Annotated in this window: 18 protein-coding genes and 1 tRNA gene; 7 read left to right on the top strand and 12 right to left on the bottom strand. The window is 61.3% G+C overall.

The window, feature by feature from the left end; translation table 11 throughout:
* From BGO16_RS02040 to BGO16_RS02060, 5 genes are all read right to left on the bottom strand, one after another.
* On the bottom strand, positions 1 to 738 hold a 738-nt coding region (locus tag BGO16_RS02040; RefSeq protein ID WP_292616794.1), incomplete at its 3' end, for an LON peptidase substrate-binding domain-containing protein.
* Between the two features lie 318 nt (positions 739 to 1,056).
* Positions 1,057 to 2,331, bottom strand: a complete 1,275-nt coding sequence (gene clpX, locus BGO16_RS02045) for an ATP-dependent Clp protease ATP-binding subunit ClpX (protein WP_292616796.1) — start codon at positions 2,329 to 2,331, stop codon at positions 1,057 to 1,059.
* A 442-nt stretch (positions 2,332 to 2,773) separates the two neighbouring features.
* Positions 2,774 to 3,412 (bottom strand): ATP-dependent Clp protease proteolytic subunit, encoded by a 639-nt coding sequence (locus BGO16_RS02050; protein ID WP_292616798.1) that lies wholly within the window; start codon positions 3,410 to 3,412, stop codon positions 2,774 to 2,776.
* Positions 3,413 to 3,742: 330 nt separating this feature from the next.
* Positions 3,743 to 5,104: a trigger factor gene (tig, locus tag BGO16_RS02055; protein WP_292616800.1), complete on the bottom strand. Its 1,362-nt coding sequence runs from the start codon at positions 5,102 to 5,104 to the stop codon at positions 3,743 to 3,745.
* 151 nt (positions 5,105 to 5,255) lie between these two features.
* Positions 5,256 to 5,340, bottom strand: a tRNA-Leu gene (locus tag BGO16_RS02060).
* Between the two features lie 240 nt (positions 5,341 to 5,580).
* On the opposite strand from BGO16_RS02060, the gene BGO16_RS02065 reads away from it, so the two are divergent.
* Entirely contained in the window at positions 5,581 to 6,912 is a 1,332-nt protein-coding gene (locus BGO16_RS02065) for a multicopper oxidase domain-containing protein (protein WP_292616802.1), read from the top strand.
* Positions 6,913 to 7,008: 96 nt separating this feature from the next.
* On the opposite strand, the gene BGO16_RS02070 is transcribed toward BGO16_RS02065, so the two are convergent.
* Positions 7,009 to 8,508, bottom strand: a complete 1,500-nt coding sequence (locus tag BGO16_RS02070) for an NAD(P)H-hydrate dehydratase (protein WP_292616804.1) — start codon at positions 8,506 to 8,508, stop codon at positions 7,009 to 7,011.
* A 349-nt stretch (positions 8,509 to 8,857) separates the two neighbouring features.
* On the opposite strand from BGO16_RS02070, the gene BGO16_RS02075 reads away from it, so the two are divergent.
* The 3 genes from BGO16_RS02075 to BGO16_RS02085 all read left to right on the top strand — a co-directional run bounded on the left by BGO16_RS02075 (position 8,858) and on the right by BGO16_RS02085 (position 12,143).
* Complete coding sequence (locus BGO16_RS02075; RefSeq protein WP_011315159.1) at positions 8,858 to 9,196, top strand: P-II family nitrogen regulator; 339 nt, start codon at positions 8,858 to 8,860, stop codon at positions 9,194 to 9,196.
* 90 nt (positions 9,197 to 9,286) lie between these two features.
* On the top strand, positions 9,287 to 10,696 hold the full coding sequence (glnA, locus tag BGO16_RS02080; RefSeq protein ID WP_292616821.1) for a type I glutamate--ammonia ligase: 1,410 nt from the start codon (positions 9,287 to 9,289) through the stop codon (positions 10,694 to 10,696).
* A gap of 352 nt (positions 10,697 to 11,048) precedes the next feature.
* Entirely contained in the window at positions 11,049 to 12,143 is a 1,095-nt protein-coding gene (locus BGO16_RS02085) for an AI-2E family transporter (protein ID WP_319796656.1), read from the top strand.
* Here the strand turns inward: BGO16_RS02085 and BGO16_RS02090 are convergent.
* The 3 genes from BGO16_RS02090 to BGO16_RS02100 form a co-directional block, all read right to left on the bottom strand.
* Positions 12,140 to 12,436, bottom strand: coding sequence for an antibiotic biosynthesis monooxygenase family protein (locus BGO16_RS02090; protein ID WP_292616825.1), 297 nt, complete (start codon positions 12,434 to 12,436; stop codon positions 12,140 to 12,142). The two genes, BGO16_RS02085 and BGO16_RS02090, sit on opposite strands and share 4 nt — an antisense overlap.
* 187 nt (positions 12,437 to 12,623) lie before the next feature.
* Positions 12,624 to 13,139, bottom strand: coding sequence for a MarR family winged helix-turn-helix transcriptional regulator (locus tag BGO16_RS02095; RefSeq protein WP_292616841.1), 516 nt, complete (start codon positions 13,137 to 13,139; stop codon positions 12,624 to 12,626).
* 402 nt (positions 13,140 to 13,541) lie between these two features.
* Positions 13,542 to 14,006 carry a DUF6163 family protein gene (locus BGO16_RS02100; protein WP_292616827.1) on the bottom strand — a complete coding sequence of 155 codons (465 nt, stop codon included), beginning with the start codon at positions 14,004 to 14,006 and terminating at the stop codon, positions 13,542 to 13,544.
* Positions 14,007 to 14,170: 164 nt separating this feature from the next.
* Between BGO16_RS02100 and hemB the strand changes: the two genes are divergently transcribed.
* From hemB to BGO16_RS02115, 3 genes are all read left to right on the top strand, one after another.
* A complete protein-coding gene (hemB, locus tag BGO16_RS02105; RefSeq protein ID WP_292616829.1) occupies positions 14,171 to 15,232 on the top strand; it encodes a porphobilinogen synthase in 1,062 nt (353 codons plus the stop codon).
* Positions 15,233 to 15,382: 150 nt separating this feature from the next.
* Positions 15,383 to 15,925, top strand: a complete 543-nt coding sequence (locus BGO16_RS02110) for an RDD family protein (RefSeq protein WP_292616831.1) — start codon at positions 15,383 to 15,385, stop codon at positions 15,923 to 15,925.
* Positions 15,926 to 16,005: 80 nt separating this feature from the next.
* A complete protein-coding gene (locus BGO16_RS02115; protein ID WP_292616833.1) occupies positions 16,006 to 16,767 on the top strand; it encodes an arginyltransferase in 762 nt (253 codons plus the stop codon).
* A 20-nt stretch (positions 16,768 to 16,787) separates the two neighbouring features.
* Here the strand turns inward: BGO16_RS02115 and BGO16_RS02120 are convergent, their stop codons facing one another.
* From BGO16_RS02120 to BGO16_RS02130, 3 genes are all read right to left on the bottom strand, one after another.
* Positions 16,788 to 18,173, bottom strand: a complete 1,386-nt coding sequence (locus BGO16_RS02120) for an Nramp family divalent metal transporter (protein WP_292616836.1) — start codon at positions 18,171 to 18,173, stop codon at positions 16,788 to 16,790.
* A gap of 140 nt (positions 18,174 to 18,313) precedes the next feature.
* Positions 18,314 to 18,685, bottom strand: coding sequence for an arsenate reductase (glutaredoxin) (gene arsC / locus BGO16_RS02125; RefSeq protein WP_292616837.1), 372 nt, complete (start codon positions 18,683 to 18,685; stop codon positions 18,314 to 18,316).
* A 33-nt stretch (positions 18,686 to 18,718) separates the two neighbouring features.
* A partial coding sequence (locus BGO16_RS02130; protein WP_292616839.1) for a DNA gyrase subunit A occupies positions 18,719 to 20,336 on the bottom strand: 1,618 nt, incomplete at its 5' end.

The raw sequence follows: 20,336 nt of genomic DNA on the forward strand, positions 1-20,336 counted from the left end.
CTTCTGGATCGCCTTCATCTGCTCGTTGAGATAGTACTCGCGCTGGGTCTTCTCCATCTGGCGCTTGACGCGCGAGCGGATGCGCTTCTCGACCTGCAAGACGGAGATTTCGCTCTCCATCAGTCCGAGCACCTTCTCAAGGCGCGCCGTTACCGACAGCGTCTCCAGGATGCCCTGACGATCCGCGATTTTGGCGGCGAGGTGCGAGGCTACGGTGTCGCCGAGCTTGGCGAAATCCGTGATCGCCTGCACCACTCCCACTACTTCGGGCGAAATCTTCTTGTTCAGCTTCACATAGCTTTCGAAATCCGACACGACGGAACGCGCGAGCGCTTCGGCTTCGACGCTGTTGGTGTCGGTGTCGGCCAGCGCGACGGCGGTCGCTTCATAATAATCGGAGCGGTCGGAATATGTTTCCACGCGCGCGCGCTCAAGGCCCTCCACCAGCACCTTCACCGTGCCGTCGGGGAGCTTCAGCAATTGCAACACGCTGGCGAGCGTTCCGATCTTGTAGATCGAGTCCGGCGCAGGATCATCATCCGACGCGTTCTTCTGCGTCGCGAGCATGATCAGCGCATCGTTCTTCATGACCTCTTCAAGCGCCTTGATCGATTTCTCGCGGCCGACGAACAGCGGCACGATCATGTGCGGAAAAACAACGATGTCGCGAAGCGGAAGTACCGGATAGGTATTGGTTTCGCCGTGAACGATAGCTGGCCGGGGTTTTGAGGCGGTCATAGCCTTGTTCCTTTTGTTGCGCCCCCTTGTACGCAGCCCGCCAATCGCGCGCAACCGCCACAAGGTGCCGAGTTTTCCTGAGAAGGATGGGGCTTTGCGAACCGATGCCTCACCTGCCCTGGCAGCAGCGAACGCCATATGCGTCGCCGCCGATAGCATTAGGTGGCCATCGACCGTCAGCGTGTCAAGTTAAAGGACAGCAGCCATTTCAACGGCCTGCTTCCAGCGTGCAGATTGCCGCTTGTACAGCCAGCGGCCGCCGCACGGAACGAGCGGCGGCAAGCCTTGCGGCAACATGAGCGCCTGAAAACGCCTGGATCAGGCGCTGGCGCTGGTCTCGCTCGCGCGATCGGAGCGGTCCGCATAAATGTACAGCGGCCGCGCGGTTCCCTCAACCACCTCCCGCGAGATGACGACCTCCTCGACCCCTTCAAGTCCGGGCAGGTCGAACATGGTCTCGAGCAGGATGCTTTCGAGAATCGAACGCAATCCGCGCGCGCCGGTCTTGCGCTCGATCGCCTTGCGCGCGACCGCGCCGAGCGCCTCGTCGGCAAAGGTCAGTTCGATATTCTCCATCTCGAACAGCCGCTGATACTGCTTCACCAGCGCATTCTTCGGATCGGTCAGAATCTTCTTTAGCGATGTTTCGTCGAGATCCTCGAGCGTGGCGACGACAGGCAGACGTCCGACGAATTCCGGGATCAGGCCGTATTTCAGCAGATCCTCCGGTTCGACATGCCTGAAGATTTCACCGGTGCGGCGATCTTCCGGCGCAAGCACCTGCGCCGCGAAACCGATCGAGGTGGTCCGTCCGCGCGCCGAGATGATCTTCTCCAGGCCAGAGAACGCGCCGCCGCAGATGAACAGGATGTTGGTCGTATCGACCTGCAGGAACTCCTGCTGCGGATGCTTGCGGCCGCCCTGCGGCGGTACGCTCGCAATCGTGCCTTCCATGATCTTCAGCAACGCCTGCTGCACGCCCTCGCCCGATACATCGCGGGTGATCGAGGGATTGTCGGACTTGCGCGAAATCTTGTCGATCTCGTCGATATAGACGATGCCGCGCTGCGCGCGCTCGACGTTGTAGTCCGCGGACTGCAGCAACTTCAGGATGATGTTCTCGACGTCCTCGCCGACATAGCCGGCTTCGGTCAGCGTGGTGGCATCCGCCATCGTAAACGGAACGTCGAGGATGCGCGCCAAGGTCTGCGCAAGCAACGTCTTGCCGGACCCGGTCGGGCCGATCAGCAGGATGTTCGACTTCGCCAGTTCGACGTCGTTGTGCTTGGTCTGGTGATTGAGCCGCTTGTAGTGATTGTGGACCGCGACCGAAAGCACCTTCTTGGCATGGCCCTGTCCGATGACGTAATCGTCAAGGACCTTGCAGATTTCCTTCGGAGTCGGAATGCCGTCGCGCGATTTCACCAGCGAGGACTTGTTCTCCTCGCGAATGATGTCCATGCAGAGTTCAACGCATTCGTCACAGATAAATACGGTAGGCCCCGCAATCAGCTTGCGCACCTCGTGCTGGCTCTTGCCGCAAAACGAGCAATACAGCGTGTTCTTGGAGTCGCCCGTACCGACCTTACTCATTCCTGTCTCCGTCCGCCGTTCAGTCCCGCCTGCCCGCCCGCTCGCTCGTTCCGTTCTGGCACATCCGGTGAAACGAGATTACATAGGAGCAAAGTCCGTACCAGGAAAGACCCTGCGCTTTTCAGTCCCGCGCGAATCGCGGTTAATCGATTCTCCTGCGCATCCCTCGTTAGCTGAGCTCAGCTAGCCAACCATGGTGCCGGCCGACTATCAAGAATTCGCTAATCGGCCAGCCTCCAGCATCATGACAATAGCGCGATTTGCCTCAGCAACGCGACTCTCTTTGGCCAAATTCAGACCAGCGTTGCGCGATTATCGCGCCAGTCAAGCGGAAACGCCAATAAAAAGGAACTTTTCAGAAAGTATCGCGATGCAATCGCCGGTGGCGCCCGAATCGGGCCGGATCACCCGGCCCGTCGGTCCCATCGAGCTGCGACGCCTTTTATTGCGAAGCCTTCGACGTCGCCGGCTCTTCGGCGCGCTTGTCGATCACCTTGTCGACGATGCCGAAATCGCGGGCCATGTCGGCGGTGAGGAACTTGTCGCGTTCCAGCGCATCCTCGATCGCCTGATAGGTCTGTCCCGTGTGCTTGACGTAAATTTCATTGAGCCGCTTCTTGAGACTCAGGATTTCCTGGGCGTGCAGCATGATGTCGGTCGCCTGCCCCTGAAAACCGCCGGAGGGCTGGTGGACCATGATGCGCGCGTTCGGCAAGGCATGCCGCATGTCCTTTTCGCCGGCAGCCAGCAGCAACGAGCCCATTGACGCGGCCTGCCCGGTGCACAGCGTCGCGACCGGCGGACGAATGAACTGCATCGTGTCGTAGATCGCGAGTCCCGATGTCACCACGCCGCCCGGCGAATTGATGTACATCGAGATTTCCTTCTTGGGATTCTCGGCCTCGAGAAACAGGAGCTGGGCGACGATCAGCATCGACATATTGTCTTCGACCCCGCCGGTCACGAAGATGATGCGCTCCTTCAGCAGCCGGGAAAAGATGTCGTAAGCCCTCTCGCCGCGGTTGGTTTGCTCGACCACCATCGGCACGAGGTTCATGTAGGTTTCGACTGGATCGCGCATTGATCACCCAAAAGTTTGTGTCAGCAGTTGGCGGCGAGGATCATCCGAAGCAAAACCGGCAGTCTCCCGTCTTTGCCAGTGCGGATGAACGTGGCGTGATGCAGGACAGGCAAGCACGGCTCCAAGATATGAGCCGATAACTCGGACGACAAGGGAGCCGCGCAGCCACGTGCCCGGTGGTTCGATTCGGACATTGGCATCCCAGCGCCGCCAATCCAAGCCCGATCGCAGCGCGCGACGTGGCGCGGACGGCGTCGCGACGCCGGTTTCAGTTGATATCATTAACGGCGGGCACGGGCCGAGCCCGACGCCCGATCGGGGCGCGGCCCCTCAGTCCGGGCCATGGCTCGCCTCGTAATCCTTGTAGAGATCCTCGCGCGTCACCGTCTTCTCGGTGATGGTTGCGAGTTCGAGTATGTAGTCGACGACCTTGTTCTCGAAAAGCGGCGCGCGAATCTGGGCCATGGCCTGGGGATTCTTCTGGTAGTAATCCCAAATCTCCTTCTCGCGGCCCGGCATCTGACGCGCGCGATCGATCAATGCGCGGTTGATCTCGTCGTCCGTGACCGAGATTCCGTTCTTTTCCCCGATCTCGGACAGCACCAGACTGAGTCGTACCCGACGGTCAGCGATCCGGCGATATTCTTCCCTGGCGGCTTCCTCGGTGGTGTCCTCGTCGGCGAAAGTCTTGTTGTTCGACTCCATCTCCTTCGTGATCGAGTTCCACACCTGCTCGAATTCCTCCTCGACCAGCGTCGGCGGCGATTCGAATTTGTGCGTCTCGTCGAGGCGATCAAACAGCGCGCGCTTGACGTGCTGGCGCATGGCGCGGCCAAATTCGGCGGCGAGCCGGTCGCGGACGGCTTTTTTCAACTGATCGAGCGTGTTCAGACCGATGCTCTGGGCGAACTCATCGTCGATCTTGGTGTCTTCCGGCATCTCGATCATGCTTGCCGTGGTCTCGAACTCGGCGTCCTTTCCGGCAAGCTCCTTGTCGGCATAGTCCTTCGGGAACGAGGCCTTGACGACGCGGGTTTCGCCGACGCCGATCCCGACCAGTTGCTCTTCAAACCCCGGAATGAGGGCGTTTGAGCCGAGCACGACCAGAATGTCCTCGCTGCTGCCGCCGTCGAACAACTCACCGTCGATGGAGCCCTTGAACGAGATGGTCACGCGATCGCCGTTCTCGGCCTTCGCGCCCTCAGGCCTGGTGGAGTAGTTGCGGTTCTGATCGGCGATCCGCTTGATGCCTTCGTCGACATCGGCGTCGGACACCTCGACAACCGGCTTTTCGATATTGAAGCTCTTGAAGTCGGCGATTTCGATCGCCGGCACGACTTCCATGGTCACGGTGTAGCTGAGGTCGGCTTTGCCAGCGAGGATGTCCTCGATCTCTTTTTCGTCCGACGGCATCGCCACCTTGGGATTACCCGCGAGCTTGAAGCCGTGATCGGAGACGATTTGCATGTTGGTCTCGCGGATCATGTCCTCGATGGTTTCAACCATCAAGGAACGGCCGTAGACCTTCTTGAGGTGGCTGACCGGCACCTTGCCCGGACGAAAGCCGTCGAGCTTCACCCGGCCCTTGAGGTCGGCCAACCGCGCGTCCGCCTTGGCCATGATTTCGGTGGCCGTAACGCTGATCTGGAAATCGTGCCTCAGTCCCTCGGCAAGGGTTTCGTTCACCTGCATGGCGTCAATCTTCTTCTTCCGCTCGGCCCGGCTGAAACGGCCGGATCATTGTCAATCGGTCGATGCGCGGCGAAGTGCCTGCATCGTGGTACAGCCGGCATATATCCATCCGGATAGCTGCCTGAAGTCGTTACTCAAACGCTGTGGCGCTTGGTGCGGGCGGAGGGACTCGAACCCCCACAACTTTCGTCACTGGAACCTAAATCCAGCGCGTCTACCAATTCCGCCACGCCCGCATCAATCCGGCCCGCGGTGCCGAGCATGATGCCGAAAAATGCGAAGCGGCTTTCGGTAGACGTCATGCTCCAACGAGTTGAAACCGGACGCGCCGATGGCCCCGGCTCTGCTCCGGCGTCATCAGTGCGCTCAATGCGGCGGGCTTATAACATGACGATACCGGTTCGCAGCAAAAAAATGGCCGCCCGGGGCGCCGCAGACCGCTGGACAGAAACCGGAGAAAATGGTCCGCATCGGCGATGACGCGCGCTCCTGTCCACCTCACCCGACGGCATCTGCTGGCCGGCATCGGGCTTGCCACCGCGGGCCCGGCAGCCGGGCTTCGCGCACAACAGCAACGCCCGCAGACGCTCGCTATTGGTGCGATGCCTGTTCCCCTCCGGCTCGGGCCGAATCGGGACGAAACCGCCGTCTGGTCGCTGCGGACCGATCACACGCCGCCTCTCCGCTTCCGCCAAAGCGAAGCGGTTGAGGTGGCGCTGCACAACGGCCTTCCCGCCCCGCTGGTCCTGAACTGGCACGGGATCGACGGCGCGCCTTCCATCGAGCCATTGACCGCCCGACGGCCGGCATTGCCGGGCGAAACCGACCGCTTTTTGCTCCCGTTGCGGCAGGCCGGAACTTTCCTGTGCGATGCCCGCCTGCTCGGAGACGGTCTGGCGCAGTCCTCGCCCGCTCAGGCCCTGATCGTCGAGGAACGAACGCCGGTCGAGGTCGATCGCGACGAGGTCATGCTGATCGAGGACTGGCGGCTCCACGCTGAAGGACGCCCGATCGCTCCCGGCGCCGGCGGCAAGACGGTCGGGGCACCGCTTTATCTGGTGAACGGAAAGCCTTCGCTCGACCTGACCTTGCGGCCCAACGACCGACTTAGACTAAGGATCATCAACGCCTGCCAGCGCAATGCAATCGCTCTCGGAATCCAGAATCTGGATGTCCGGGTCATGGCGATCGACAGCCAGCCGGCGGAGCCGTTCCTGGCGCGCAACGGCCGATTGGTGCTGGCGCCGGGGTCTCGCGTCGACGCCGTCCTCGATGCAACGCCTCCCGCAGGAACGACATCGGCGGTCACCCTGCATGACGGCGGCAGCCCGCGGCAGATCGCCCGCCTGCACGTCTCCGCGGAGGAACCGCCGCGGTCGGCACCGTTGCCGACACCCGCTCCCCTGCCGTCGGAGAGCCTGCCGGCGCGGCCCGATCTAAAGACCGCGTTGCGCGTCGACGTGCCGCTGGCCGCCCCCGGAGGAACTCCAACTTCGTGGAATGTGCCGACGCACTTCAATATGAGCTCGAATCCGGCGTTTCGCGTCAAGCGCGGCCGAACCGTGGTGCTCGCACTGACCAACCCGGCGGCAATTCCCACGGCGTTTCATCTGCATGGCCATCACTTTCGTCTGCTCGACCGGCTCGATGACGGCTGGAAGCCGTTCTGGCTTGATACCGTGCTGGTCGATGCCGGGCAGACGCAACGCATCGCTTTCGCCGCGGATGTCGCCGGAGCCTGGCTGGTCGAGACCATGGCGGTGGAATGGAGCGCGCCGCGCCAGGTGCAATGGTTCGCAGTGGAATAGCGTTTCCGAACGAAACGAAGGGGATACCGGTTCGCGTGAAGAAAACGCATCATTTCGAAATTGGAGAGCCAGCTTCTGATCCATCAGAACTGCACACTAATAATCGATCCCGAACCGGTCATAGAGCCGCCGCAGCACCGCGGGCAGAACCTCCGGCAGATCCTCCGCGATCAACCCCGGCCCCGCCTCCTGTCCGGCCTCGCCGTGCATCCAGACGCCGATGCATGCCGCCTCGAATGCCGGCACGCCCTGCGCCAGCAGCCCGCCGATCATGCCGGACAGCACATCGCCTGAGCCTGCCGTTGCCAGCCACGGCGGCGCGTTGGCCGCGATCGTCGCGCGGCCGTCGGGCGAAGCAACCACGGTGTCCGGCCCCTTGAGCAGTACGATCGCGCCCGAACGCTCGGCAGCCGCGCGCACCCGCTCAAGTTTCGAGCGAAGTGGATATTTGTTGCTCATCTCGCTGAAAAGGCGATGGAACTCGCCTTCGTGCGGCGTCAGGATAATGTCGTTTCTCCCGGCGGATTTGACCGCGTCAAACAGCCGAGCCGGCGCATCGGCAAAGCTCGTCAAAGCGTCGGCGTCGAGCACCAGCGCCGGGGTCGCGGCGAGCGCCGTCAATACCAGCGCGCGGGTCTGCTCGCCGATTCCGGCCCCAGGTCCGATCACGCAGGTATTGATTCGCCGGTCCGCCAGGAGGTTCGCGAAGTCGGCCGCGCCATTCATGCGCCGGACCATCACCGCGGTCAGCGACGCCGCATTTGCGCCCAACGCATCGTCCGGGGAGAGCACCGTCACAAGCCCGGCTCCGACCCGCAGCGCGCCGCGCGCCGACAATCGGGCTGCCCCGGTCGAGGTCAGATCGCCGGATACGACGACGGCATGCCCTCGCGCATATTTGTGCCCGTCGATGCGCGGCACCGGAAACGCGCGTTCCCAGTAATCTGAAATATTCTCAAAGGTTACAGGGCGGATTTCATCCAGCACCGCATCGGGGATGCCGATGTCGGCAACGCGCACCCGGCCGCAACAAACCCGGCCCGGCAGCAGCAGATGCGCCGGCTTCTTGCGGAAGAAGGTCACCGTCTCGGTGGCGCGCACCGCAGCCCCCATGATCGCGCCGGTGCTGCCGTTGACGCCGCTCGGCAGATCGATGCTGAGCACGGGCGCGCCGTTGGTGTTGATGGCTTCTATCATCGCCTGAGGATCGCCCCTGACAGGGCGATTGAGGCCCGCGCCGAACAGCGCGTCGACAATCAGCGCGGGCGAACCGAGCGCGGACAGATCGCAAGGCATGACCGGCCCCTTCCAGCCCTTGGCCGCGAGCGCGGCATCGCCCTTCAGGCTGTCCCTCGCGCCCAGCAGGATCACCGAAACATCGTGGCCGCGCGCCGCCAGTTCGGTCGCCGCGACAAAGCCGTCCCCGCCGTTGTTGCCAGCCCCGGCGACAACCAGGATAGAGCCCTGATCGACGAGGTCAGCGGCCGCGTCCGCCACCGCCTGCCCGGCGCGCAGCATCAGCGCGAAACCCGACGCGCCACCCGCAATAGCCAGCCGGTCGGCCTTCTCCATTTCACCGGTCGTCAGAATCTCCATGGCCTCACCACTCGAGTCCACGGGCAAAGACGACCCTGCCGACGGACGCACGACTGCACAGAAAATAACCCCGCTGCCTAATTTGTAATCTGACAATTACGCCGAGGTGCTGCCATAACATACCAAAGCTCGCTTTAATCGACTGATAACGCTTGGCAATTGAAGGCTCCGGCGAGTTGGCACGAACCCTGCTTTCGGAAGATGGTTCGATCTGTGATGTCTGCTGGCGAAAATGAAGCGCGTTCCGCGACTTTTGTCCGTCCGAAAACCAGTGCATGACCGTGTTCAAGACCCAGCGTGAGCGTGCATCGGCCGCTGGCCGGAATTTGGAAGTGCCAGGAGACGTTCAGTGAAAAAAATCGAAGCCATCATCAAACCGTTCAAGCTCGACGAAGTAAAGGAAGCGCTTCAGGAGATCGGATTGCAAGGCATCACCGTGATCGAGGCAAAAGGCTTTGGCCGTCAGAAGGGACACGCCGAACTTTATCGCGGCGCGGAATACGTCGTGGACTTCCTGCCCAAGGTTAAAATCGAAATCGTGATCGGAGACGATCTGGTCGAGAAGGCCATCGAGGCCATCAGGCGCGCCGCCCAGACGGGCCGGATCGGAGACGGCAAGATTTTCGTATCCAACATCGAGGAAGCCATTCGAATCCGAACGGGGGAATCCGGCCTGGACGCCATCTAGTGGAAACATTCACACACCGGGCATGACCAACGGCCGCGTCATAAAATCACAAAAACCAGCCACGAAGACCAGCAGAGACAAGGGGTATTTATGAAGACCGCCAGCGACGTCCTGAAAGCGATCAAGGACAACGACGTGAAGTATGTCGATCTGCGATTCACCGATCCGCGCGGCAAGTGGCAGCACGTCACCTTCGATGTCAGCATGATCGACGAAGATATTTTCACCGAAGGCACGATGTTCGACGGCTCGTCGATCGCCGGCTGGAAGGCGATCAATGAATCCGACATGATGCTGATGCTCGATCCGACCACAGCCTGTATCGACCCGTTCTTCGCAGAGACCACCATGGTCATCACCTGCGACATCCTCGAGCCCTCCACGGGCGAACCCTACAACCGCGACCCGCGCGGCATCGCCAAGAAAGCCGAGGCGATGGTGAAGTCGATGGGCATCGGCGACACCGTCTATGTCGGCCCCGAAGCCGAGTTCTTCGTTTTCGACGACGTGCGCTTCTCGGCCGATCCGTACAACACCGGCTTCAAGCTTGATTCATCCGAACTGCCGACCAATTCGGCAACCGAATATGAAGGCGGCAACCTCGGCCACCGCATTCGCAACAAGGGCGGCTACTTCCCGGTCCCGCCGCAGGACTCAGTCCAGGACATGCGCTCCGAAATGCTGGGCGCGATGGCCAAGATGGGGGTTAAGGTCGAGAAGCACCATCACGAGGTGGCGTCGGCCCAGCACGAACTCGGCATGAAATTCGACAAGCTGACCTACATGGCCGACCAGATGCAGATCTATAAATACTGCATCCATCAGGTCGCCCATATCTACGGCAAGACCGCCACCTTCATGCCGAAGCCGATCTTCGGCGACAATGGCTCGGGCATGCACGTCCACCTGTCGATCTGGAAGGACGGCAAGCCGACCTTCGCCGGCAACAAGTACGCCGACCTGTCGGAGACCTGCCTCCACTACATCGGCGGCATCATCAAGCACGCCAAGGCGATCAACGCCTTCACCAATCCGTCCACAAACTCCTACAAGCGTCTGGTCCCGGGCTATGAGGCGCCGGTGCTGCTGGCCTACTCCGCGCGCAACCGTTCGGCATCGTGCCGCATCCCCTACACCACATCGCCCAAGGCCAAGCGCGTCGAGGTCCGCTTTCCCGACCCGATGGCCAATCCCTACCTTGCCTTCGCCGCCCTGCTGATGGCCGGCCTCGATGGCATCAAGAACAAGATCGACCCGGGACCGGCGATGGACAAGGACCTCTACGATCTGCCGAAGGAAGAACTGAAGCAGATTCCGACGGTCTGCGGTTCATTGCGCGAGGCGCTGGAAAACCTCGACAAGGACCGCGCCTTCCTGAAGCACGGCGGCGTGTTCGACGACGACTTCATCGACGCCTACCTCGAATTGAAAATGACTGACGTGATGCGGTTCGAAATGACGCCGCACCCGGTAGAGTTCGATATGTACTATTCGTACTGACTGCTTCCCGGTCTCTCAAAACAGTCAAAGACAGGCGCTCCTGACGGAGCGCCTTGTTTTTTCTTGGCGGCATCTTCGTTCAGGTTTCCGGCCGCTTTCGAACGAGCGTGTTTCTCGGGCTTGACCCGGGGACGGACATCTGTTCACCCCAAAGAAAATGCATCATATCAAAACCTTAGAGGTCGTTTCTGATTCCATCAGAAGCGATGGGGATGCAGCCGGGTGACGCTTGATTCCGGACGGCGTTTAACGGAACACTGCGGGCCCACAACCGGAGGCGAGCGTGACAGATCACACCACAGGCAAAGGGCAGACCCGGACGGATCTGGCATGGGCGATCGCGACCGGCGGGATGACCGTCGTTTTGTTCGCGGCGCTGTTGGTGCTCGCCTGGGAATTCGCGGCCACGCTTTTCCTGATCTTTGCCGGCGTGCTGCTTGGCGTTGCTCTCAACGCCGTCACAAATCTACTCGGCCGCGTTGTGCCCCTGCCCCATGCATTGCGGCTGACGATCGTCTGCCTCGTGCTCGCCGCCGGATTGGCGGGCGTCCTGGTCCTGGGAGGAACGAAGATCGCGCAGCAAACCGCCGTGCTGAGCAATACGATCAAATCCCAGCTCGTGACCGTCAAATCGTTCCTCGAAAAAAACGGCGTCGATACCAGCTACTTCAATTTGAGCGGTCTTAATTCATCCGAAGCCTCGAAAACGCCCGATCTCTCGAAAACTCACGAAACCGCAAGGGCCGAAGAGACGCCATCAACCGTTCAGCGTAATCTGCCGAGCGCCGGCACGCTCGCCTCAAGCGGTACCGCGATTGTCAGCCAGACCCTCAAGCTCGTCCTTGGCACCGTCAGCGCCGTCGGAAATTTCTTCATCGTGCTGTTCCTCGGCCTCTGCTTTGCCGCCCAGCCAACCGTCTATCGTAACGGCCTGCTCCGCATGACGCCGGTAAAACATCGTGCGAACGCGACAATCCTTGTCGACAGGATCGGCGATACCCTGGAGCGCTGGCTAATCGCCCAGATGGTCACCATGGCCGCGGTGTTTCTGGTGACCTGGATCGGCCTCGAGATCATCGGCATCGAGAGTTCATTTATCCTCGGCATCCAGGCCGGTTTGCTCGGCTTCATTCCCACCATCGGAGCGTTGCTCGGCGGGTTGATCGTGGTGCTGGCGAGTCTGGCGTCAGGATGGGTGGCAGCCGCGAGCGCGTTCGTGCTGTTTCTCGGAGTCCATGCGCTCGAAAGCTATGTGCTCACGCCCATCATCCAGCGTCAGGCGCTCGACATCCCGCCAGCGACGCTGTTCGGGTTCCAGATTCTGCTTGGCATCATCTTCGGCGTCTGGGGGCTGGCGCTTGCCCTACCCCTGCTCGCAATCGGCAAGGTCGCCATCGACTTCCTGCGCGCTGATAGCGAAAAGCGGTCCGTTAAGACAGCGAGCTAAAAGGCCGCGACCGTCGTGGTGTGCTCCACCTCGGGGGGCGACGCGAAGTACGGCCCGGCCAGCGCGCGCCATTCAGTGAAGTCAGCGGATTCGCGAAAATCCACGACATGGTTCTCCAGCGTTTCCCACTTGATCAACAGGCGGTAGCGCGACGGTTTCTCGATGGAGCGGTGCAGCTCGAAACTCTTCCACCCCTTGCAACGCTTGAAAATCGTCTGCGCCTGAGCGATCGCGGCTTCGAAATCCGCTTCGCTGCCCGGCTTGATTTCGATTTGCGCGATTTCGGTAATCATGTGAGGAGACCTTTTCGTGTGTCTCCGTCTGTAACGTAATCGGCGGCGGCCGACAACGGCACAGCAAAAAGCACCGGCGCCGGACGAGCCGGGCCGATGCGTTCAGATGCGGGGAATGTCGTGTTCTTGAGGTTTGGCAGGGGCGGCCGATCTTGTCGCCGGCTTCGTCCCGTTGCCCCCGAGAAACTCAGAGCCGATACAGAATCTGGTCTGTCCAGAAGCGCTCGAGGCGATGCAGCGACTTGTTCAGCGTCGCGAACTCTTCGTTCGAAATGCCGCCGACCTGTTCGACGGTCTTGACGTGCTTCTGGTAGAGCGCGTCGACGATGCGGCGGATTTCCTGTCCCTGCGCAGTCAGGCGGATGCGCACCGAGCGGCGATCGACGCGCGAGCGCTGATGATCGAGGAATCCCAACTCGACGAGTTTCTTCAGATTGTAGGAAACGTTGGAGCCGAGATAATAGCCGCGCGTCCGCAGTTCGCCGGCCGTCAGTTCCTTGTCGCCGATGTTGTAGAGCAGAAGCGCCTGCACCGAATTGATATCCGCGCGACCGCGACGATCGAATTCATCCTTGATGACATCGAGCAGACGCCGATGCAGCCGCTCGACCAAGGTCAACGCTTCGAGATAGAGCGACTGCACCGGCGCATTTCCGGCAACCTGTTCTGCGGGCTCGTGAGCCTTCGCAACGGCTTTCATGATGACTTCCCCTGTTGTCGTTTACCGACTTATTCGACGGAACTTGTGTTCCGCCTGATAGCTGGACCCTAGGGGAGGCGTTTGAATATCCGCTTAAATAAGACAATAAAGACATCATGAATTTAAGACAGTGAATTGCTGATTAAGCCCGTCAAATCAGGGGCTTCCGCAACCTTTCCTTGACATTTGGGCTGCGCTGTTCACGCTTCGTCTGCGACACCTGTCACATTCAGGAACAGCACCGCTCGAATTCGAAACATCCTGTCAACACCAATGACCGGGACGTTAGAGTAACCGAATTCTTAGCGGAAAAAAATTTCGGACAATTCGACGCAAGCCATCAATCCCGATTCCAATTTCAAGAGCCGCCTTCAATTCCGGCTTCTGATCTGGCGTAGCAACTCCCTATGGCGGCCGTTCGCGCGCCGCCATCCAGGCGAGCCCCAGATAGGTCACGAGCATCGCGGTCTCGATGCCGACGACGGCCAGATTGCCGCCATAGATCGCCGGAAACATCAGTTCGACGACGGCCATGGAGACAACAGTGGTAAGCCAGACGACGGCCCCCCAAGGCGTCGCGAGCCACAGGCCCACGGCCGCCACCAGATCGATCACCGCGAAGTAGACCGTCGCGGCCTGCCAGGCCACGGTCTGATTCTCAAAGGCATTGTCTTCGCCGCCGATGAAACCGGTGACCTGAGCCCAATGATAAAGTCCTGTTCCAAGCGACAGCACCGCCATGATGCGGAGAAAAAGCACGAGCCGCCCGGTCCAGAGATTTTCGTCAGTTTCCGCCCGTGCGGATGAAATCCCGGCCATCGACGTCACGCTGTCCCGCCGGGCCTGCTTGCGCGATGAGGTTTCAGACATCAGGTGCTAGAAGCCATAGTTATGTGTCGCCGATTCATGACTTTTCGGGATCGTAAAATCAATTGCATTGCGTCGAGGCATGAGCGCGGTGACGAAGCCGGTTCCTGATGGTAGAATTGAAACAAAATCAAATTGGTTCTCTGGTTTTCGGGAGTGTCGGCACCATGGCGATAAAATACGGGCGTCCCATTGAAATGCGGGATGGACCTCGCCGCGAGGCCACGACGTCCGCTTTGCCGCTCGATCTGGTGGCCCGGCCGCGCCGCAACCGCAAGTCGGAATGGGCCCGCCGCCTGATTCGTGAAAACGTCCTGACCACCGACGACCTGATCTGGCCTCTGTTCGTGGCCGATGGCGCCGAGAGGCGGACGCCCGTTCCCTCGATGCCCGGCGTCGACCGTCTCAGCGTCGACCAGTGCGTGCGTGACGCGGAACGGGCGCTGAAGCTGAACATCCCCTGCATCGCGCTGTTCCCCTACACCGATCCCGCCTTGCGGGACGACAGCGGCAGCGAGGCCCTCAATGCCAAGAACCTGGTGTGCAGGTCGGTCCGCGCGATCAAGCGGGAGTTTCCGGACCTCGGCGTGCTCTGCGACGTGGCGCTCGATCCGTTCACCAGCCACGGCCATGATGGTTTGATCGAGGACGGCAGGATCCTCAACGACGAGACAGTGGCGGTGCTGGTCCAGCAGGCGCTGGTGCAGGCTGAAGCCGGCTGCGACATCATTGCTCCGTCGGACATGATGGACGGACGCGTGGGCGCGATTCGACGGGCCCTCGACGAGGCCGGCTTCGTTGACGTGCAGATCATGGCTTATGCCGCCAAATACGCGTCGGCGTTTTACGGCCCGTTCCGCGACGCCATCGGCTCGGCCAAGGCGCTCACCGGCGACAAGCGGACATATCAGATGGACAGCGCCAACTCCGACGAGGCGCTGCGCGAGGTCGAACTCGACATCGTCGAGGGCGCCGACATGGTGCTGGTGAAGCCAGGCATGCCCTATCTCGACATCGTGCGGCGGGTGAAGGACACCTTCGGCGTGCCGACCTTCGCCTATCAGGTCTCGGGCGAATACGCGATGATCGCCGCCGCCGCCGGCAACGGTTGGATCGACGGCGACCGGGCCATGATGGAAAGCCTCGTCGCTTTCAAGCGCGCCGGCGCCGACGGCGTACTCACCTATTTCGCGCCCGCGGCGGCGGAGAGACTCAACCAGAAGGGCTGACGAACCGCCCGCGCTTCGCCGCGATCATTGCCGTCTCCTTAAGTCTTGCCGAGGTCTTGACGCCTTGCCCGAGGTCTTGCAACCCCGGCGCCGCGTCGCCATGTCGGGTGGCGGCAAGCAATGCCGTGGACGAGCCGTGGAGGATTGGTCATGGCCGACGATGGCTTCAACACCGCGCGGAGCGGCAACTCCGCCGAGTTCCGGCCCCATGCGTTCGACCCCTGGATGCAGCCCGAATTGTTTCGCGGCGTCCTGACGCGGCGCTTTTTTGCGTTCCTGATTGATCTCGTGGTGCTTTCGATACCCGTGATTTTCGGGGTGATTTTCATTGCGGTGTTCGGCGTCGTCACGCTCGGGCTTGGCTGGGCGCTGTTCTGGCTGGTGTCGCCTGCTACCGTGATCTGGGCTGTCGTCTATTACGGCTTGTCGCTGGGCGGCCCGCATTCGGCGACCATCGGAATGCGGCTCATGGACCTGGAAATGCGCACCTGGTACGGCGATCCGAGCTATTTTCTGCTCGGCGCCATGCACGCGATCCTGTTCTGGTTCTCGATATCGATCTTTTCGCCCCTCATTCTCCTGGTTGCCCTCTTCAACGGACGGCGCCGGCTACTGCATGACATGCTGCTGGGAACCGTGATTATCAACAATTCGGTTCGTGGAGGTGTTGCGGAGCCTCACCGAAGTTATTGATATCGCGGCAACCGGATTGACGGTCGGCTCCGGGAGCGCGATGCTCGGCGTGACCTGCTTCGGAGATCTGCAAGACCGCCGTGACCCAACATTCGCGCGATACCCCGCAGTTCTATCTAACGGCGCCTTCGCCGTGCCCGTATCTGCCCGATCGCAGCGAACGCAAGGTATTCACGCATCTCGTCGGCGAGAAGGCCGGCGACCTTAACGACCTGCTGACCCATGGCGGTTTCCGCCGCAGCCAGTCGATCGCTTACCGTCCGGCCTGCGACCAGTGTCGTGCCTGCGTGTCAGTACGGGTGATCGCCGATGAATTTCGGCTTTCGCGAAATTTCCGCAAGGTGATGGCGCGCAACGCCGACATCGACGGCACCATGCGGGCCGCGGTACCGACGTCGGAGCAATATTCGATATTTCGCGCCTATCTCGACCAACGCCACCGCCATGGCGGCATGGCCGACATGACCGTGCTCGATTACGCGATGATGGTGGAAGACAGTCACGTTGAAACTCGTATCATCGAATATCGCAGGAGCGACGTGGACAGCGGCATCGACGCACGGGGCGATCTCGTGGGAGTGGCGCTTACCGATGTGCTCAGCGACGGGCTCTCGATGGTTTACTCGTTTTTCGAGCCATCCGAACAACACCGCTCGCTCGGCACCTTCATGATTCTCGATCACATCTCCCGCGCGCGACAGCTCGGCCTTCCCTATGTGTACCTCGGCTACTGGATCGAGGGGTCACGGAAGATGGATTACAAAGGCCGCTTCCTGCCGCAGCAGCGCCTTGCGCCTACGGGCTGGCTGCGCGTGGATGAAGATAACCGATCGATGAGCTGAAAAAGAAATTCAGCCGCGCCCTATCCGGTAACCGTGTCCACCAGCAGCTTCACATTCAGGACCACGATCACGCCGGCCACGACCCATGCCGCAATGGCGGTTGTGGTTGAAACCGCAAACTCGCCCATCTTGCGGCGATCCGAGACGAAGCGGACCAGCGGAATCACCGCGAACGGCAACTGCATCGACAGCACGACCTGACTGAGAACGAGAAGCTGCGCGGTGCCGCGCTCGCCATAGACGGCCGTGACGGCGATCACGGGTATGATCGCGAGGCCGCGGGTGACGAGCCGCCGCGCCCACATCGGCATCCGCAGATGCAGAAAGCCTTCCATCACGATCTGGCCAGCAAGCGTGGCTGTCACCGTGGAGTTGATGCCGGAGGCGAGCAGCGCGACGGCGAGCAGCGTCGAGGCGATGCTGAGACCCAATAGCGGCGACAACAGCCTGTACGCATCGCCGATTTCGGCTACCTCGGTATGGCCGCTGCCGTGAAACACCGCGGCGGCCACGATCAGGATGGCCGCGTTGACGAACAAAGCCAGCATCAGCGCCAGCGTGCTGTCGGCGGTCGCCCACCGGATCGCACTCCGTCGCCCCTCCTCGTTGCGCGGATAGGCGCGCGTCTGCACAATTGATGAATGCAGGTAGAGGTTATGCGGCATGACCGTCGCGCCGATGATGCCGATGGCGATATAGAGCATTTCCGGATTGGTGACGATCTCGCGCGACGGCACGAAGCCGCGCAGTACCTCGGCGATCCGCGGCTCGGCGGCAATGACCTGGATAGCAAAACAGACAGCGATCACGATCAGCAACGCGACCACGAAGGCCTCAAGAAACCGGAAGCCCCGATTCATCAACAGCAAAAGCAGAAAGGCATCCAGCGCGGTGATCAGCGCACCGCCGATCAGCGGAATGCCGAACAGCAACTGCAGCGCGATCGCTGTGCCGATCACCTCGGCCAGATCGCAGGCGATGATCGCGGCCTCGCAAACCAGCCAGAGCATGAAATTGACCGACCGCGAATAGCTGGCGCGGCAGGCTTGCGCGAGATCAAGGCCGGCGGCGATGCCAAGCCGCGCGGCCAGGGCCTGCAACAGGATCGCCATGAGGTTCGACAGCAGGATAACCGACAGCAGCGTGTAGCCGAACCGCGAGCCGCCCGCGATATCGGTGGCCCAGTTGCCGGGGTCCATGTACCCCACCGAGACCATGTAGCCGGGACCCGCAAAAGCCAGCAGGCGGCGCAGCCAGTGCCCGGACGTCGGCACCCGCACCGTCGCATGGACCTCCTCAAGGCTTGGGCGGGCGGGCGCTTCCGAATGCCAGCCGGCCGCAGCCGAATCGGGTCCCTGCGACGGCTCCGGTAACGGTTCGGGCAAAGCAGGTGTTTTCACATCCATCGGCTGCAATATGGGTCAAGCCAGGCTTTATTGCAACTCATTTGCAAATGCATCTAGGAATTGATGCGCGCGGAAGCGCGACCCTCGTCCGCGGGACGGTCGGCCGTGGGTATCGCGATGCAGAAGCGCCCAGACAACGCTTATTTACGGGAAGCCGCGGGAGAATCGAGCAATTCGAGCACCGTTTCGGGCGGGCGGCATATCCGCGCGCCCTTCGGCGTTTCCACGATCGGGCGCTGAATCAGGATGGGGTGCGCCAGCATGAAGTCGAGAATCTGGTCATCGCTCCATTTGGGATTGCCGAGATCGAGTTCGGCGTAGGGCGATCCTTTCTCTCGCAGCAGCGCGCGGATCGGAACACCCATGGCGTCAGCCAATGCACGAAGCCGCGCGCGATCCGGCGGATTCTTGAGATATTCGACGATCACCGGCTCCTCGCCGCCCTGCCGGATCATCGCCAGCGTGTTGCGGGACGTGCTGCACGACGGATTGTGATAGATCGTCACGGTCATGGTCGGCATCCGCTCAGATGTCTATGCGCGATATCATATGGCGCGGCCGAATTTGTTCGACTTCGGCAGGCCGTGCGCGAGGCGGCCGGCGTCCGCGCGGTTGCCGCGCCAGTCTGACAGATCCTTCCAGTTCAAGCCCTGTTCGCGGCCGGCAGAATCCTTCCACGTCAGTCCGGCTTTTGAATCGAAAACAGTGACGTCGGACAGGCCCGCGCCCTTGTACTTCTGCAACCGCACGCCGCGACCGCGCGCCATCTCCGGCACCTGATCGAGGGGGAAGATCACCATCTTGTGGTTGGTGCCGATGACCGCGACCTGATTGCCCGAGACCGTCGCGATCGCCTTCGCCTCGTTCGGCATTTCGACATTGAGCACCTGCTTGCCCTTGCGCGTGGTGCCGACGCAATCGTCCTCGTTGACGACGAACCCCTGCCCCTCGTAGCTCGCGATCAGGAACTTGCGGCCGCCGGTGTTGACGAACAGCGACACGATCGCCGCGTCCTGTTCCAGATCGATGAACAGCCGGATCGGCTCGCCATGGCCACGCCCGCCCGGCAGCTTCGCGACATCGAGCGAATAGAACCTGCCGTTGGTGGCAAGCAGCAACAGCTTGGACGTGGTCTCGGCGAAAAACGCAAAGCCGAGCTTGTCGTCGGTCTTGAACGACAGATTGGACAAATCCTCGACATGGCCTTTCAGCGTCCGCACCCATCCCTTGTCGGAGACGACAACGGTGACCGGCTCGCGCTCCACCAGCGACTCCTCGAGCGCGGCGAGATCGTGTTCCGGCGCGTCGGCGAAAATGGTGCGGCGCTTGCCGAGCGGCGTCTTGGGGCCGAACATGTCGCGCACATTGCGCACCTGTTCGCCCACCTTGGCCCATTGCTCGGTTTCCGAGCCGAGGATCTTGTTGATGCCTTTCAGTTCGCTGCGAAGGTTCTTGTCCTCGGTGCGGATTTCCATTTCCTCGAGCTTGCGCAAAGAGCGCAGCCGCATGTTGAGGATGGCATCGGCCTGAACTTCCGTCAGCTTGAACGCCTTCATCAAGGCCGGCTTGGGCTCGTCCTCGGTGCGGATGATCTTGATGACCTTGTCGATGTTCAGGTACGCGATCAGATAACCGCCGAGCACCTCCAGCCGATGCTCGATCTGCGCCTTGCGATAGGCGGAGCGCCGCAGCAGCACATCCCGCAGATGGTCGAGCCATTCGCGAAGACATTCAGCAAGGCCGACAACCTTCGGAATCTTGCCCTTGATGAGAACGTTGAGGTTGAGCGAAATCCGGCTTTCAAGCTCGGTAAGCTTGAACAGCGATTCCATCACCAGTTCGGGGTCGACGTTGCGCGACTTCGGCTCGATGACGACGCGAATGTCTTCAGCCGACTCGTCCCTGATGTCGCCGACCAGCGGCAGCTTCTTCTCATTGAGCAGTTCGGCGATCTTTTCGATCAGCCGCGATTTCTGCACCAGCCAGGGGATTTCGGTGACCACGATCACCCAGGTGCCGCGCGCTCCCTCCTCGCGGTGCCACTTGGCGCGGGTGCGGAAGCCGCCACGTCCGGTGGCGTAAGCCTCCGCGATGCTTTCCTTGGAGTCGATGATGATGCCGCCGGTCGGAAAGTCCGGTCCCTTGACCCAGCGCAGCAGCGAC

Source organism: Nitrobacter sp. 62-23 (assembly GCF_001897285.1).
GTDB lineage: Bacteria > Pseudomonadota > Alphaproteobacteria > Rhizobiales > Xanthobacteraceae > Nitrobacter.

Coding starts and splice junctions, on each gene's coding strand:
- BGO16_RS02100 (WP_292616827.1), bottom strand. CDS start 14,006: ATGTCTGAAACCTCATCGCGCAAGCAGGCCCGGCGGGACAGCGTGACG.
- BGO16_RS02050 (WP_292616798.1), bottom strand. CDS start 3,412: ATGCGCGATCCAGTCGAAACCTACATGAACCTCGTGCCGATGGTGGTC.
- clpX (WP_292616796.1), bottom strand. CDS start 2,331: ATGAGTAAGGTCGGTACGGGCGACTCCAAGAACACGCTGTATTGCTCG.
- BGO16_RS02090 (WP_292616825.1), bottom strand. CDS start 12,436: ATGATTACCGAAATCGCGCAAATCGAAATCAAGCCGGGCAGCGAAGCG.
- BGO16_RS02065 (WP_292616802.1), top strand. CDS start 5,581: ATGACGCGCGCTCCTGTCCACCTCACCCGACGGCATCTGCTGGCCGGC.
- BGO16_RS02120 (WP_292616836.1), bottom strand. CDS start 18,173: ATGGATGTGAAAACACCTGCTTTGCCCGAACCGTTACCGGAGCCGTCG.
- hemB (WP_292616829.1), top strand. CDS start 14,171: ATGGCGATAAAATACGGGCGTCCCATTGAAATGCGGGATGGACCTCGC.
- BGO16_RS02085 (WP_319796656.1), top strand. CDS start 11,049: ATGACCGTCGTTTTGTTCGCGGCGCTGTTGGTGCTCGCCTGGGAATTC.
- BGO16_RS02070 (WP_292616804.1), bottom strand. CDS start 8,508: ATGGAGATTCTGACGACCGGTGAAATGGAGAAGGCCGACCGGCTGGCT.
- glnA (WP_292616821.1), top strand. CDS start 9,287: ATGAAGACCGCCAGCGACGTCCTGAAAGCGATCAAGGACAACGACGTG.
- arsC (WP_292616837.1), bottom strand. CDS start 18,685: ATGACCGTGACGATCTATCACAATCCGTCGTGCAGCACGTCCCGCAAC.
- tig (WP_292616800.1), bottom strand. CDS start 5,104: ATGCAGGTGAACGAAACCCTTGCCGAGGGACTGAGGCACGATTTCCAG.
- BGO16_RS02110 (WP_292616831.1), top strand. CDS start 15,383: ATGGCCGACGATGGCTTCAACACCGCGCGGAGCGGCAACTCCGCCGAG.